The organism is Microbacterium sp. NPDC087591 (genome assembly GCF_044743625.1).
Taxonomy (GTDB): Bacteria; Actinomycetota; Actinomycetes; order Actinomycetales; family Microbacteriaceae; genus Microbacterium.
The window spans coordinates 1-14,151 of record NZ_JBIUWU010000003.1; the positions used below are offsets into that span (position 1 = coordinate 1).

Sequence of the window (14,151 nt, forward strand, 5' to 3'; positions counted from 1 at the left end):
CATTTGACAAGTGCACGCTGTTGAGTTCTCAAGGATCGGATGCTCCCACGACCCAGTCATCACAACCAGGCCCGAAGGGCAACTTCTCTATCTTACCCACCCGGCTCCGCATGTCAAATCGACGCGCCGTCCGGATCTGAAGATCCGAAGCGCAGTCAGAACGACCGCAGATGGGGTGGACCTCCCATTCTAGACGCAAGCGTCCGAACCTCTCAAGAGAGGATCTGAATCGGGAGTGGTTCTGCCACTTGAGGGGGGTGAGGCTCTCGGCCTCTCCGCTTCCCTGTGGGGCGAACAAGTAATAAGTTACGCGGATCCCGGGGTTCTGGCAAATCCGGGCGCACCCCCCGGGCGTGTCGTGCGTGAGCCCGCGACGGTTTCCCCGGATCAGGCGCGTTTTTCCGCCAGAACGCCGCCAGGAGTACGATCGCGCCATGCTCGCTCTCCCTCCTCAGCGCCTCCCCGAGACCGTCGCCCCATGACCGCCGGACGCCGCCTCCTCAGCCGTATCTGGAACGAGCTCGGCGCAGAACCGCACCTCATCCACGGTGCGCATCCGTCTCCCCTGCCGGTCCCGCTCCCATCCCGGCTCTCGGTCGGTGATCTCGCCTGGGCGAGCGTCGCGGCGGCAACCTGTGCCGCACGCCTCGATGCCGCGGCTCTCGACCCGCAGCGCATCGCCGCCGCGTACCGGAGCGACCGCGTCCTCACCATCGACGGTGCGGCTCCCCCCGTGTGGTCGCCCTTCTCCGGTTTCTGGCGCACTCTCGACGGATGGGTGCGCACGCACGGCAACTACCCGCACCACGCCGCCGGACTCCGCTCCGCCCTGGGATTGCCGGAGAGCGCGGGGGCGGATGAGGTCCGCGACGCGCTGGCGCTTCGCACGTCGTCGGATGCCGTCTCCGCGATCACGGCTGCGGGTGGCCTCGCCGTCCCCGTCGGGACGGAGGACCCCGCCCTCGATGCGGTCCTCCGATCCCGGCCGCTCCTCGACATGCGAAGAGTCGAGACTCCTGCGGCTCCCCCGCGGCGACGCACATCCCTGTCGCCGGTTCCCCCTCTCGACGGCATCCGTGTGCTCGACCTCACGCGCGTCATCGCCGGACCGGTGTGCACGCGCACGCTCGCTCTGCTGGGCGCGGACGTGCTGCGTATCGATCCGCCGCACCTGGCCGAACCGGAATGGCAACACCTCGACACCGGGCACGGCAAGCGCACGGCGCTCCTTGATGCGCGCTCCGCGATGATCCGCGAACTGCTCGCGGACGCGGATGTCGTGGTGCTCGGCTATCGGCCCGACGCACTCGATCGGCTCGGCCTCGCACCCGACGATCTGACCGAGCGGTATCCCGGCCTGGTGGTCGCACGGCTGAGCGCCTGGGGCGCCGAGCATCCCCGGCGCGCAGGATTCGACAGCCTCGTGCAGGCGGAGTCCGGGATCGCGTGGATCGAATCACCCGACGGCCACAGCCCCGGCGCACTTCCCGCGCAGGCGCTGGATCACAGCGCCGGCTATCTGCTGGCCGCCGCCGTGGTGACCCTGCTCCGACGTCGCGCGGACGAGGGCGGCTCCTGGCAGGTGCAGACCTCGCTGCGACGTGTGGCCGCCGAACTGCTCGGGATGCCGCGCCGAACGGAACCGGCGGAGGAGATCACGGTCGACCTCGCTCCCCACACGGCCCGATTCGAGGTGGCCGGCCGCGCGGTGGTCACGTCTGCCCCCGCGATCCCCGGGTTCGACTTCGCCGCACCGCGCCCGTGGGGCCAGGATCAGCCCCGCTGGTGAGGCCGCGATGACAGCGACAGGATCACGCACAGCACCAGCGTGATCGCTCCCCACAGCGCACAGGCAGGCGGGAGCACTCGGTACGCGAGGTGCTGCAGGGTGAACGCCTCGGTGAGCGGGCCGTAGACGGCGAGACCGATGAACCAGGCGGCGACGAGGATCACCGGAAGCGACACCCACCATGCGACGCGGACCGCGCTCGGCACGCGCTGCGCGGTGTCGGCACGAACGGCACTGCGCCGCAACCAGAACACCGCCCAGAGGCCGATGCCCGCGAGACCCAGCACGCTGGACCCGTACTGCAGCCACTTGTACCCGAGCAGCGAACCCCACATCTGGTCCAGGCCAGGGAGGATCTCCACACCCCAGCGCCCCTCATGCGTGAAGAGATCCCACAGGATATGCGACAGCACCCCGAGGACCAGCGATACCGCCAGCAGCAGCGGATACACGCGTGACTGCCCGATGCCGACCGCACGCCCGGCCGCCACCAGGCCGGAGTCGCTCCAGTCCGCGGGCAGGCGGCGAGCGATCCAGAGCGGGGTGAGCTCCGGAACCGCAGGGCGCATCACCACGCGCCAGACCAGGAAGAGCGCGAACGCCAGCACCGCGGTCCACACGACGTTCCCCGGGGTGTGGGTGAACGTGTAGTTCAGACCCACACCCCGGAGGAACAGCGGCAGATCCGGCGTCATCGCGCCGATCGCGATCGCGGCCGGCACCAGAGGCGTGCGGATGAACGGCAACGCGACGATCGCATGACTCGGGGTGAACGGCATCCGCTCTCCTCAGGGGTCGTCGCGCCGCAGCGCGCGGGAACAGCTACGCGGAGCGTGTCAGGCGAGGAAGACGCCGGCGAGGGTCTTCTTGCCTCGCCGCAGCACCGAGACTCCGCCGGGCAGGCTCCCCTGCACCGTGGCGGCTTCGTCTTCGACGCGCACGCCGTCGAGCGAGACGCCGCCCTGCGAGATCGCGCGCCGCGCCTCCGAGAGGCTCGACACGAGGGTGGTCGCCACCAGCGCTTCGACGACAGGAGTCCCCGCAGCGACGGTGGCGTTCGGCAACTCCTCCAGCGCCGTGCGCAGCGTCGCGGCGTCGAGCGCGGTCAGGTCACCCTGTCCGAACAGCGCCTCGGACGCAGCGATCACGGCAGCCGTAGCGTCGGCACCGTGAACGGTGACACACACCTCGAGCGCGAGACGCTTCTGCGCCGCACGCCGGAACGGCTCGGACTCGACCAGCGCCGCGTACTCCTCGATCTCGGCACGGCTCAGGAACGTGAAGACCTTGAGCCGGTCGATCACGTCGGCATCCGTCGTGCTGAGCCAGAACTGGTACATGCGGTACGGGCTGCACATCTCGGCGTCGAGCCAGATCGCGTTGCCCTCGCTCTTGCCGAACTTCGTGCCGTCGCTGTTCGTGATCAGCGGTGTGCCGATCGCGTGCGCCGAGACGCCCTCGGCCCGACGGATGAGGTCAGTGCCGCTGGTCAGGTTGCCCCACTGATCGGATCCACCGGTCTGGAGCACGCAGTCGTACTGGCGGTACAGCTCGAGGAAGTCCATGCCCTGCAGGATCTGGTAGCTGAACTCGGTGTAGCTGATGCCCTCGTCGGAGTTCAGACGCGCAGCGACCGCATCCTTCTTCAGCATCGTGCCGACGCGGTAGTGCTTGCCGATCTCCCGCAGGAAGTCGATCGCCGACATCGGCGCGGTCCAGTCGAGGTTGTTCACGATGCGCGCCGCGTTGTCGCCCTCGAAGCTCAGGTAGCGCTCGACCTGCGCGCGCAGGCGGCCGACCCACTCCTCGACGGTCTCGCGCGTGTTGAGCGTGCGCTCTGCGGTCGGACGCGGATCTCCGATGAGACCGGTCGAGCCGCCGACCAGGCCGAGCGGCTTGTGCCCGGCGAGCTGGATGCGACGCAGCGTCAGCAACTGGACGAGGTTTCCCAGGTGCAGGCTCGGCGCCGTCGGATCGAACCCGCAGTAATACGTGATGGGGTCTCCCGCGAGCAGGGCGCGCAGCGCCTCCTGGTCGGTGGACACGTGGACGAGTCCGCGCCACAGCAGTTCGTCCCACACGTTCTCGAACGTGGGGTCGATCGCCGGTACAGCGGTCGTCAAAGGGGTTTCAGACACGCGCTCCAGGCTATCAGCGCGCGACGCCTCAGCTGTGCGCCGACCACCAGACGAGGAAGGCCGCGCCGAGCGCGATCACCCAGCTGACGAGGCTGCCGACGAGGAAGTACTCGGCGCGCGCGCCCGTCTCGCCGTCGCGCGAGATCTCCGGGAACCGGACGATGCCCTTCGCCGCCAGCATCGCCGCGAGGATCGGGTAGGCGGCGGCGAGCGTGAGGATGAGAACGAGCATCCGCTCGAGCGGCCCGATCAGACGCCCGCCCTTGAACCCGGCACGCGGATCGGGAGCGGTCGTCGGTTCCGCGATGTGCGCGACCGGCGCCGGTGTCTCGGTTTCCGTTGCGGCCGAGTCGACGGCGGAGGCGGCTGAGGCGACGGATGCCTGCACGGCGGATGCCTGCGCGGCGGATGCCTGCACGGCGGTATCCGCGCGTGCCGAGTCGATCGGCCGCCAGGTGTGCTCGCCGTCGAGCGCGGCACGCACCACGAGGTTCGCCGACTCGAGCAGGAATGCCGCGAGTCCGAAGACCAGCATCGCGAGGTCGAACGAGACCTCGCCGAACGGGGACCGCAGATGCCAGATCTGGCCGATCAGGCCGGCATCCGCTCGCTCGCCCGTCCAGATCACCGCGCCGACGACCACGAGGGCCAGCAGCACGGCCGGCCAGAATCCCGCCGGCGATGGGCGATGGTCCGGCATGCACCAGATCCAGACCGCCCCGGCGACCAGCGCCGCGATCATCGGGAGCAGCGCATCGCTCACGCTGCCGAGAAGCAGGAGCACGACCGTGGTCGCGAGGTAGCCGATCCACCGACGCGGTGCGAACTGACGCACCAGATCGGCCGCGCCGATCGCCAGCAGGATGAATCCGGCGATGATCATGGCCTCTCCCCCCGCAGCGCGGTCAGTCCTTCGATCAGTGCCGCGGCACCTGCGCTGCGCAAGGACTTCGAGACGCTCGGCTGCGTGATGCCCTCCTGCTCGGCGAGCTCGCTCTGGGAGGCTCCGATCAGACGCCCATAGGTGAGGCGCCGCTCGCGCTCGTTCATCGAGCCGACCAGTTCGTCGCGCACGAGGAGATAAGCGTTGGATGCTCCGATCGTGCTGCTCATGACCTCATCCTGCCCGGGGGCACCGACAATCCAGGAGCGGGTGCGCGGAACGGCGCGGGGCTCGCGCGCATGCACGGTCTCGATCGCCTCACGTGCCGCCCACCACCCCGGCCCATCGGTCAGCGCTCCATGCGCGGAGTCCACAGCGCGGATGGCGCCGATGCCGATCCCGAACCGGAAGGCGATGCCGTCCGGCAGGGCCAGCTGGATCATGAGGAGCCCGGTCATGGCATCTTCGAGGTTCGCGTACACACCCTGCTGCTCATCCCCTACCGTGGGGGTCAGTGGTTGCGACGCGAGCGGTGTCTCGCGCTCGACACGGGTGATCGTGTCATCCAGCACCCGCTGTGCGGCGCCGCGATCGTCGAGCTTGCGGGAACCCACGATGTCGGCGATCACGGCGATGACCATGACATAACCGTATCACGACTACTTCTGGATTAATGCCTTATTTGGCTATAGTGTGTGTTCATGCCTGAATCGCACATCATCCCCTGGTCAGAGGGAGCGTGGACCCACGCCCCGCAGCACACCATCGAAACAGCGGACGCGCATCTCGACGTCACCGCCGTCGAAGGCAGCGACGCCTGGCGGCACACCGCCTACGGTTTCGTGCACGACACCGAGCACGCCCTCCTCACCCCGCTCGCGGTCGGCGAGGCGATCGACGTCTCGTTCCGAGCCCCCTGGGACGGTCAGTTCGATCAGGCCGGCGTCTTCGTGCGCATCGACGACGAGCACTGGGTCAAGACCGGAGTCGAGTTCGCCGACGGTCATCTCGGTCTCGGCGCGGTGGTCACCGACATCCGCTCGGACTGGTCGGTCGGCTACGTCGACGACTGGCTCGAGAGCGAGATCACGGTGCGCGTCAGCCGCTGGGCCGATGCCCTGATCATCCGCGCCAAGGCAGACGACGGCCCCTGGCGCCTGGTGCGCGTGGCACCGTTCTCCGGCGAGTCGGACGCCGCAGCCGGACCGTTCCTGGCAGCGCCCATGCGCGGCGATCTCACCGTGCGCTTCACCCGGTGGGAGCGGTCGGCCGCCGACGCCGACCTGCACTGAGCGCGGCCGGTTCGCCGGACGGATCACGGAGGACCCGACGGATCACGGAGCACATCCCGACGGATGCTCCGTGATCCGTCAGGAGGTCGGCGAACCGTCGGCATCAGCCGTCCTCCACACCGCGCCAGAGGAGAGGCTTCTCCCCCGAGCGCGGCTCCGACCCCGCAGCGCGTTCACTCTCCGGGCCAAGGTGGAGCGCATGCTCTCGGCTCACGACACCATCCGGAACCTCGGCGGGATCGCACGCGGAACCCACCTCCAGACGCTCGGCTTCACTCGACAGCACCTCGCGGATCAGGTGAAGCGCGGCACGATCGAGCGGGTGCGGCCGGGCATCTTCACGATCTCTCCCCTCGCCGAGGACGTCCGTGCCGCGCTCGCTCATGGAGGCGCTCTGACGTGTGTGAGCGTGTTGCGAGCCCACGGGATCTGGGTGCTCCCTGACGAGACAGAGCCGCACGTCTGGCTCGGTCCGAGTCAGCACGCCCTCGGGCATCCGGGGTGCCGGTGTCTGTCCCACTACTACGGCGGCACGCCGCCACTGGGGAGGGCGAGTGTCGAGCGTGCGCTGCTGCATCTGCGACGGTGCGCCGGCGATGAGGCGTTCTTCGCCGCATATGAATCGGCCTGGCGCACGGGAAGGCTGTCTCGCGCCGCGCGAGATCGGATTCGCGCAGCGCTGCCGCGAGTCGCGCGATGGCTGATCGATCTCGCTCGCCCCGACGCGGACAGCGGTCTGGAATCGCTTCTCCGGCTTCGACTCCACCTGCTCGGCATCCGACTCGATCGTCAGGTGGAGATCGACGGCGTCGGCAGAGTCGACTTCGTCATCGCCCGCAGGATCATCCTCGAAGCAGACGGCGAGGAGAACCATGGGTCACCGGACAAACGTCATCGTGATCGGGTGCGGGATGCCATCGCATCCCGACTCGGCTACGAGACTCTCCGGTTCGACTACGCGCAGATAGTCCATGACTGGCCCACGGTGCAGGCAGCCATCCTCGGCGCGATGCGACGGGGCAAGGGAACTCCCGTGTCGGCGTGACGGATCCCACACCGGTGTGACGGATCACGGAGAGGATGACGGATCGCGGAGGATTTCGCGGAGATCCTCCGTCGGATCGTTACCCCCTCCGTGATCCGTCAGCCGTCAGCCGACAACCGTCCGCCGACAACCAGCCGTCGACCACCACGGATCGACCGGGCCGCGAACCGTCGTGTCTACAGTCCGAGGGCGTGCGCCGCAGCCTGGGCGCGAGCCACGAGCTCGGCACGCTGCTCGGCCACCCGCACCGGAGCGGTTCCGCCGGCACCCGTGCGAGAGGCGACGGACCCCTCGATCGTCAGCACCTCGCGCACCTCGGACACCAGGTGCGGCGACACAGAGAGCAGCAGCTCGTCGGAGGCATCCTCCAGGCCGATGCCGTGCTCCTCGCAGGCCCGCACGAGCGCGCCGGAGATCTCATGCGCGTCGCGGAAAGGGACCCGCCGCTTCACGAGCCACTCCGCGACATCCGTTGCGAGCGAGAACCCCTGTGGGGCGAGCTCGGCCATGCGCGCGGTGTCGAAGCGCAGCGTCGCGATCATGCCCGCGAATGCGGGAAGCACGACCTCGAGCGTCTGCACCGAGTCGAAGACCGGCTCCTTGTCCTCCTGCAGGTCGCGGTTGTACGCGAGCGGCAGTCCCTTGAGCGTGGCCAGCAGCCCGGACAGGTTCCCGATGAGGCGACCCGACTTGCCGCGCGCGAGCTCGGCGATGTCCGGGTTCTTCTTCTGCGGCATGATGCTCGACCCGGTCGAGTAGCCGTCGTCGAGGGTGACGAACCCGAACTCCCGCGTGTTCCAGAGGATGATCTCCTCCGACAGGCGCGACAGGTCGATGCCGGTCATCGCCGTGATGAACGCGAACTCCGCGACCACATCGCGGGCCGAGGTGCCGTCGAGCGAGTTCTCGGCGGGGCGGTCGAGGCCCAGCTCCGTCGCCACGAGCGCGGGGTCGAGGCCCAGCGTCGAACCGGCCAGCGCTCCCCCGCCGTAGGGCGAGACGCCCGCGCGACGGCGCCAGTCGACGAGGCGCTCGAGCTCACGCACCAGCGGCCAGCCGTGCGCCTGCAGGTGGTGGGCGAGCAGCACCGGCTGCGCATGCTGCAGGTGTGTGCGCCCCGGCAGGATCGCGGCGGGGTGCGCTTCGGCCTGGGCCACGAGCGCGTCGATCACCCGCAGGATGTCGCGGGCGATCACCCGCGCATGGTCGATCAGGTACATGCGCACGAGCGTGGCGATCTGGTCATTGCGGCTGCGGCCGGCGCGCAGGCGTCCGCCCAGCTCCGGTCCCAGCTCGACGATCAGCGCCTGCTCCAGCGCGCCGTGCACGTCCTCATCGGTCGGCGCGGGCTTCAGGGTGCCGTCTGCGACCTTGCGGGCCACGGCATCCAGGCCTTCGTGCATGCGCTGCGCCTCGTCGGCCTCCAGGTACCCGGCGGCGGCGAGTGCCGTCGCATGGGCGTGGGAGCCGGCGATGTCGTACGGGGCGAGGATCCAGTCGAAGTGGGTCGAGCGGCTGAGCTCCACCAGCTCCGGCGACGGTCCGGTCGCGAACCGGGCACCCCAGAGCGCGCCCTCGTTGGTTCCTTCGTGCGTGGCGTCGGTCATCAGTCGCCCTTCTTGCGGAGCAGCCAGACCAGCAGCGCCTTCTGGGCGTGCAGGCGGTTCTCCGCCTCGTCCCAGACCACGCTCTGCGGGCCGTCGATCACACTGGAGTCCACCTCGTACCCGCGGTCGGCGGGGAGGCAGTGGATGAAGATCGCTTCGGAGTCGGCCAGAGCCATGGTCTCCGGGGTGACCTTGTAGGAGCCGAGGTCGCGGATCCGCGCCAGCTTCTCCTCTTCCTTGCCCATCGACACCCAGGTGTCGGTGACGATGACGTCTGCTCCCGCCGCGGCTTCGACCGGATCGGTGTAAAGCGTGATCGAGCCGCCGGTCTCGGCGGCCCGACGGTCTGCGTCCTCGATCACATCGGCGCGCGGCGCGTAGTCGTCCGGCGAGGCGATGCGCACGTGCATGCCGGCGGTGACTCCGGCGAGGGCGTAGGAGTGGGCCATGTTGCTCTGCCCGTCGCCGAGGAACGTGAGGGTCAGCCCCTTCAGCTCGCCCTTGTGCTCGCGGATCGTCAGCAGATCGGCGAGCAGCTGGCACGGGTGGAAGTCGTCGGAGAGGGCGTTGATGACCGGGACGCGGGTGCCGCGGGCCATCTCCTCCAGTCCGGACTGCGCATACGTGCGCCACACGATCGCCGCGACCTGGCGCTCGAGCACACGAGCGGTGTCAGACGGGGTCTCCTTGCCGCCGAGCTGGCTGTTCGCCGTCGAGATGATCAGCGGCGAGCCGCCCAGATCGGCGATGCCGACCGCGAACGAGACGCGGGTGCGCGTGGAGGACTTGTCGAAGATGACCGCGACGGTCTGGGGGCCGGCGAGGCTCTTGTCAGCCCAGCGGTCCTTCTTCAGCTCCAGCGCGAGCTCGATGATCTCCGCCTGCTCGGCGGGAGTCAGGTCGTCGTCGCGCAGCAGGTGGCGGGTCATGCGGAAACCTTTCCGGGGAGGGATGCCTGGACGTCGGCGAGCACGGCCGTGAACAGCTCACGGAACTCGCTCAGCTCGGCGTCGCCGATGGTGAGAGCCGGTGCGATGCGCACGGTCTCGGGGTTGGCGGCGTTCACGATCAGACCGCGCTCCTGCGCCGCGGCGACCACGGCACCGGCGACAGGCTCCGACAGCGCCACGCCGATCAGCAGCCCGCGACCGCGCACCGCGGTGATCAGCGGAGAGTCGATGCCGAGGATGATGTCGCGCAGCTCGACTCCGCGCTTGGCGGCGTTCTCGACCAGTCCGGCATCCTCGATCTCGGCGAGGACCGCGTCGGCGACCGCCGTCGCCAGCGGGTTGCCGCCGAACGTGGAGCCGTGGGATCCCGGTGTGAACAGCGCGCTCGCCGACCCGTAGGTCACGAGCGCACCGATCGGGAAGCCGCCGCCGATGCCCTTGGCGAGGGTGATCGCGTCGGGGGTGATGCCCTCGTGGCTGAAGCCGAACCAGGCGCCGGTGCGACCGGCTCCGGTCTGGATCTCGTCCACGATCAGCAGTGCGCCGTGCTTCAGGGTCAGTGAGCGGGCGGCCGCGAGGTAGCCCTCCGGCAGCTCGACCACGCCGGCCTCGCCCTGGATGGGCTCGACGATGACAGCAGCCACGCGGTCGTCCATCGCGGCTTCGAGCGCCTCGACCGTCGCCGGGATGTGCTCGACGCCACCGGGCATCGGCTCGAACGGTGCACGCATCGACTCCTTCGCCGTGAGGGCGAGGGACCCCATGGTGCGACCGTGGAAGCCGTTCTCCAGCGCGATGATCCGGGGGCGTTCCGTGCCGCCGTGCAGGCGCGCCAGCTTGAACGCGGCCTCGTTGGCCTCGGCGCCGGAGTTCGAGAAGAACACGCGGCCGTCGATGCCGGCACCGGCGAGGCGCTTGAGGCGCGCGGCGAGGGCGAGCTGCGACGGCGTCGCGAAATAGTTCGAGACATGCGCGAGCGTCGCCGCCTGCCGTGACACGGCCTCCACGAACACGGGGTGCGCGTGGCCGAGCGAGGTCACCGCGATACCGGCGAGGAAGTCGAGGTGGCGTCGTCCGTCCGAGTCCCAGAGGTAGGAGCCCTCACCGCGGGTGAGCAGCGCGAGGCGCGGCCCCGCGTTGAGCACCAGATCGCGGTCTGCGTCGTCCTGCCAGATGGTCATCCTGCCACCACTTCCGTTCCGATTCCCTTGTTGGTGAAGAGTTCGACGAGCACCGAGTGCGGCACTCGCCCGTCGATGATCGCAGCGGCGTCCACGCCGTTCTCGACTGCTTCGAGGCACGCGCGCATCTTCGGGATCATGCCCGACTCGAGGCTCGGCAGCATCTCGATGAGAGCCGTGGAGGTGAGGTGCGACACGAGCGAGTCCCGATTGGGCCAGTCCGCGTAGAGCCCCGGCACATCTGTGAGGATCACGAGCTTGCGCGCGTTCAGCGCCACAGCGAGCGCTGACGCTGCGGCATCCGCGTTGACGTTCAGCGAGTGTCCTGGATGGTCGAGGTCCGGCGCGATGCTGGAGACCACGGGGATACGGCCGGCGGCCAGGTGGTCGAGCACCGGGGTGGGGTCCACTTCCACCACGTCGCCGACGCGGCCGAGGTCGATCTCCTCTCCGTCGATCATCACGCCGCGACGACGGCCGCCGAACAGACCGGCGTCCTCACCGCTGAGTCCGGTGGCGATGGGTCCATGGGAGTTGATCTTGGTGACCAGCTGCGGGTTGACCTGTCCGGTGAGCACCATACGCACGACGCTGATCGCCTCGGTGTTGGTGACCCGGTAGCCGCCCTTGAACTCGCTGGGGATGTCGAGCCGCTGCAGCATGTCGGAGATCTGCGGGCCTCCGCCGTGCACGACCACCGGCTGGACTCCGACATAGCGGAGGTAGGCGATGTCCTGCGCGAACGCGTCCTGCAGCTCCTCCGAGACCATGGCGTTGCCGCCGTACTTGACGACCACGATCTGATCGCGGAACTTCTTCAGCCACGGCAGCGACTCGATGAGGGTCGTGGCCTTCTGCGCCGCGACCTCGGCAGGCGTGTCCTGGATGTCCGTCATGAGGCGTACGCGCTGTTCTCGTGCACGTAGTCGTGCGTGAGGTCGTTCGTGAGGATCGTCGCGGTGGCCTCGCCGACGCGCAGGTCGATCAGCAGGTGCGTGGCACGCGGGGTGAGGTCGACCTCCTCGCGCGGACGGTCCGGGCCTCCGGCGGTGCACACGCGCACGCCGTTCATCGACACGTCGACGTCGTAGGGGTCGAACTGCGCTCCCGTGGTGCCGATGGCCGCGAGCACGCGACCCCAGTTCGGGTCGTTGCCGAAGATCGCGGCCTTGAAGAGGTTGTTGCGGGCGACCGCGCGACCGACCTCCACGGCATCCTGCTCCGAGACGGCGCCGACGACCTCGATCGTGATGTCGTGGCTCGCACCCTCCGCATCGCCCTGCAGCTTGACCGCGAGCTCCTGCGAGAGCTCGACGAGCGCTGCGGTGAACTCCTCGAGGTCGGGCTTCACGCCGCTCGCGCCGTTCGCGAGCAACGTGACCTGATCGTTGGTCGACATGCAGCCGTCGGAGTCGAGACGGTCGAACGTGCGTCCGGTCGCGGCGCGCAGGGCGGCATCCGCCTCGAGCGCTTCGAGGTCGGCGTCGGTCGTGATCACGACGAGCATGGTCGCGAGCCCCGGCGCGAGCATGCCCGCGCCCTTCGCCATGCCGCCGATGCTCCAGCCGTCGCGGCTGACGACCGCGGTCTTGGCGACGCTGTCGGTGGTCATGATCGCCTCCGCCGCGAGGTCTCCCCCGTCGGTGCTGAGTGCGGCGATCGCCTGCGCCGTGCCGTCGAGCACCTTGGCACGGAACTCGCCGTCGCCGACGCCGATGAGCCCGGTCGAGCACACCAGCACGTCTCCGGCGCTGACGCCCAGGAGCTCTGCCGCCTTCTCGGCCGTCTGGTGCGTGGTCTGGAAGCCGAAGCTCCCGGTGAAGCAGTTCGCCCCGCCGGAGTTGAGCACAACGGCCTCGACGATCCGATCGGCCACGGCCTGCTGCGACCAGATGATCGGGTTGGCCTTGGCGCGGTTGCTCGTGAACACCGCGGCGCCGACCTTGCGCGGTCCGCGGTTGACGACGACGGCGACGTCGGGCTTGCCCGTCGACTTGAGTCCCGCGACGACTCCGGCTGCTTCGAACCCGGCCGGGGCGGTGACGCTCACAGCGACACCTCGATGATGAGTGCCTCGATGGTCATGGTGCGACTCCGTTGATTGAGAGGGCGCGGTCCTCGGGAAGCCCGAGCGCGATGTTCATGGACTGGATGGCGGCGCCGGCGGTGCCCTTGACGAGGTTGTCGACGGCCGTGACGACGGTGACGCGGTTGGCGGCGCGGTCGATCGCGAGACCGATCAACGCCGTGTTCGCCCCGAGCACGTCGGCTGTGCGCGGGAAGCTGCCCTCGGGGAGCAGGTGCACGAAGGTCTCGCCGTCGTATGCGTTCTCCCAGGCCTCGCGGATCTCGGCGTCGGTGACGCCCGCGACGATCGGGGCGGTGGAGGTGGCGAGGATGCCGCGCGACATCGGCACGAGCACCGGGGTGAAGGAGATGCGGATGCCGTCAGGGGCTGCCCCGGTGGATGCGGCGAGCGCCTGCCGGATCTCGGGGATGTGCCGATGCGTGCCGCCGACCGCATAGGGGTTGGCAGTACCGAGGATCTCGCTGGCGAGCAGGTTCGGCTTCAGGCTCTTACCCGCCCCCGATGGGCCGACCGCGAGCACCGAGACGATGTCGCCCGGATCGATCACACCGGCCGCGACGCCGGGCGCCAGGCTCAGGCTGACCGTGGACGCGTTGCAGCCGGGGGCCGCGATCCTGGTCGCACCGCGGAGGGCGTCACGTTGCTTCGCTCCGCCGACGGGAAGCTCGGGCACGCCGTAGGTCCACGGCTCATGGAAGGCTCCGCCGTAGAACGCGTCCCATGCGCTCTGGGAGGTCAGCCGATGGTCGGCTCCCGCATCGATCACGAGCGGGGTGTCGCCGAGCGCGTCGGTGTACTGGCCAGACTGCCCGTGCGGCAGCGCCAGGAACACGATGTCGTGCCCGGCGAGGATCTCGGGGGTGGTGTCCTGCAGCGTCAGGCCCGCGAGCGAGCGAAGGTGCGGCTGATGCTGGATCAGCGGCTGCCCCGCGTTCGAATGCGCGGTGACGGTGCGGATCTCGATGTCGGGATGACTGGCGAGGAGGCGCAGAATCTCGCCGCCTGCGTAGCCGGATGCGCCGGAGACGGCGACGGAATACGTCATGTTTCTACCTTAACGGTCGGGGTGAGGTGGCCGAGGCGGCGACACCGGCACTCGACCGCCGGCAGGCGGGAGCGCAGGGTCGCCTAAAGTCGGCGGTCGCCCCGGCGTCGGCGCACCACGATGACGCTCGGA

General features: G+C 69.3%; 13 protein-coding genes. 3 read left to right on the forward strand and 10 right to left on the reverse strand.

Annotation, left to right across the window (positions count from 1 at the left end; all coding sequences use genetic code 11):
• Positions 1-478 precede the first annotated feature (478 nt).
• Positions 479-1,789 carry a CoA transferase gene (locus tag ACIOVG_RS14510; RefSeq protein ID WP_400874836.1) on the forward strand — a complete coding sequence of 437 codons (1,311 nt, stop codon included), beginning with the start codon at positions 479-481 and terminating at the stop codon, positions 1,787-1,789.
• On the opposite strand, the gene ACIOVG_RS14515 is transcribed toward ACIOVG_RS14510, so the two are convergent.
• The 4 genes from ACIOVG_RS14515 to ACIOVG_RS14530 are packed head-to-tail and all read right to left on the reverse strand — an operon-like array spanning position 1,774 to position 5,451.
• Positions 1,774-2,568 (reverse strand): DUF4184 family protein, encoded by a 795-nt coding sequence (locus ACIOVG_RS14515; protein WP_400874838.1) that lies wholly within the window; start codon positions 2,566-2,568, stop codon positions 1,774-1,776. The genes ACIOVG_RS14510 and ACIOVG_RS14515 overlap by 16 nt on opposite strands.
• Before the next feature lie 57 nt (positions 2,569-2,625).
• Positions 2,626-3,927 carry a tyrosine--tRNA ligase gene (gene tyrS, locus ACIOVG_RS14520; RefSeq protein ID WP_400874841.1) on the reverse strand — a complete coding sequence of 434 codons (1,302 nt, stop codon included), beginning with the start codon at positions 3,925-3,927 and terminating at the stop codon, positions 2,626-2,628.
• 28 nt (positions 3,928-3,955) lie between these two features.
• Positions 3,956-4,810, reverse strand: coding sequence for a hypothetical protein (locus ACIOVG_RS14525; protein WP_400874843.1), 855 nt, complete (start codon positions 4,808-4,810; stop codon positions 3,956-3,958).
• Positions 4,807-5,451 carry a SatD family protein gene (locus ACIOVG_RS14530; RefSeq protein ID WP_400874846.1) on the reverse strand — a complete coding sequence of 215 codons (645 nt, stop codon included), beginning with the start codon at positions 5,449-5,451 and terminating at the stop codon, positions 4,807-4,809. Before ACIOVG_RS14530 ends, ACIOVG_RS14525 begins: the two co-directional genes overlap by 4 nt.
• A 60-nt stretch (positions 5,452-5,511) precedes the next feature.
• On the opposite strand from ACIOVG_RS14530, the gene ACIOVG_RS14535 reads away from it, so the two are divergent.
• Both ACIOVG_RS14535 and ACIOVG_RS14540 read left to right on the forward strand, forming a co-directional pair.
• Positions 5,512-6,102, forward strand: coding sequence for a DUF1349 domain-containing protein (locus ACIOVG_RS14535; RefSeq protein ID WP_400874849.1), 591 nt, complete (start codon positions 5,512-5,514; stop codon positions 6,100-6,102).
• A gap of 199 nt (positions 6,103-6,301) precedes the next feature.
• Complete coding sequence (locus ACIOVG_RS14540; protein WP_400874851.1) at positions 6,302-7,147, forward strand: DUF559 domain-containing protein; 846 nt, start codon at positions 6,302-6,304, stop codon at positions 7,145-7,147.
• Positions 7,148-7,323: 176 nt separating this feature from the next.
• Here the strand turns inward: ACIOVG_RS14540 and argH are convergent, their stop codons facing one another.
• Genes argH through argC form a run of 6 tightly spaced genes read right to left on the reverse strand, consistent with a single transcriptional unit; the run spans position 7,324 to position 14,019 of the window.
• Positions 7,324-8,754, reverse strand: a complete 1,431-nt coding sequence (gene argH / locus ACIOVG_RS14545) for an argininosuccinate lyase (protein ID WP_400874854.1) — start codon at positions 8,752-8,754, stop codon at positions 7,324-7,326.
• Positions 8,754-9,683: an ornithine carbamoyltransferase gene (gene argF, locus ACIOVG_RS14550; protein ID WP_400874857.1), complete on the reverse strand. Its 930-nt coding sequence runs from the start codon at positions 9,681-9,683 to the stop codon at positions 8,754-8,756. Before argF ends, argH begins: the two co-directional genes overlap by 1 nt.
• Positions 9,680-10,885, reverse strand: coding sequence for an acetylornithine transaminase (locus ACIOVG_RS14555; protein ID WP_400874860.1), 1,206 nt, complete (start codon positions 10,883-10,885; stop codon positions 9,680-9,682). Before ACIOVG_RS14555 ends, argF begins: the two co-directional genes overlap by 4 nt.
• Entirely contained in the window at positions 10,882-11,781 is a 900-nt protein-coding gene (gene argB, locus ACIOVG_RS14560) for an acetylglutamate kinase (protein ID WP_400874863.1), read from the reverse strand. Before argB ends, ACIOVG_RS14555 begins: the two co-directional genes overlap by 4 nt.
• A complete protein-coding gene (gene argJ, locus ACIOVG_RS14565) occupies positions 11,778-12,935 on the reverse strand; it encodes a bifunctional glutamate N-acetyltransferase/amino-acid acetyltransferase ArgJ (RefSeq protein WP_400874865.1) in 1,158 nt (385 codons plus the stop codon). The genes argB and argJ overlap by 4 nt, the downstream gene beginning before the upstream one ends.
• A 31-nt stretch (positions 12,936-12,966) precedes the next feature.
• On the reverse strand, positions 12,967-14,019 hold the full coding sequence (argC, locus tag ACIOVG_RS14570; protein ID WP_400874868.1) for an N-acetyl-gamma-glutamyl-phosphate reductase: 1,053 nt from the start codon (positions 14,017-14,019) through the stop codon (positions 12,967-12,969).
• Between the last annotated feature and the right edge of the window lie 132 nt (positions 14,020-14,151).

What these genes read in the sequence shown, in the direction of transcription:
- ACIOVG_RS14555 (WP_400874860.1), bottom strand. Translation starts at nt 10,885, where the DNA reads ATGACCATCTGGCAGGACGACGCAGACCGCGATCTGGTGCTCAACGCG.
- ACIOVG_RS14515 (WP_400874838.1), bottom strand. Translation starts at nt 2,568, where the DNA reads ATGCCGTTCACCCCGAGTCATGCGATCGTCGCGTTGCCGTTCATCCGC.
- argH (WP_400874854.1), bottom strand. Translation starts at nt 8,754, where the DNA reads ATGACCGACGCCACGCACGAAGGAACCAACGAGGGCGCGCTCTGGGGT.
- ACIOVG_RS14510 (WP_400874836.1), top strand. Translation starts at nt 479, where the DNA reads ATGACCGCCGGACGCCGCCTCCTCAGCCGTATCTGGAACGAGCTCGGC.
- ACIOVG_RS14530 (WP_400874846.1), bottom strand. Translation starts at nt 5,451, where the DNA reads ATGGTCATCGCCGTGATCGCCGACATCGTGGGTTCCCGCAAGCTCGAC.
- argB (WP_400874863.1), bottom strand. Translation starts at nt 11,781, where the DNA reads ATGACGGACATCCAGGACACGCCTGCCGAGGTCGCGGCGCAGAAGGCC.
- argC (WP_400874868.1), bottom strand. Translation starts at nt 14,019, where the DNA reads ATGACGTATTCCGTCGCCGTCTCCGGCGCATCCGGCTACGCAGGCGGC.
- ACIOVG_RS14540 (WP_400874851.1), top strand. Translation starts at nt 6,302, where the DNA reads ATGCTCTCGGCTCACGACACCATCCGGAACCTCGGCGGGATCGCACGC.
- ACIOVG_RS14525 (WP_400874843.1), bottom strand. Translation starts at nt 4,810, where the DNA reads ATGATCATCGCCGGATTCATCCTGCTGGCGATCGGCGCGGCCGATCTG.
- ACIOVG_RS14535 (WP_400874849.1), top strand. Translation starts at nt 5,512, where the DNA reads ATGCCTGAATCGCACATCATCCCCTGGTCAGAGGGAGCGTGGACCCAC.
- argF (WP_400874857.1), bottom strand. Translation starts at nt 9,683, where the DNA reads ATGACCCGCCACCTGCTGCGCGACGACGACCTGACTCCCGCCGAGCAG.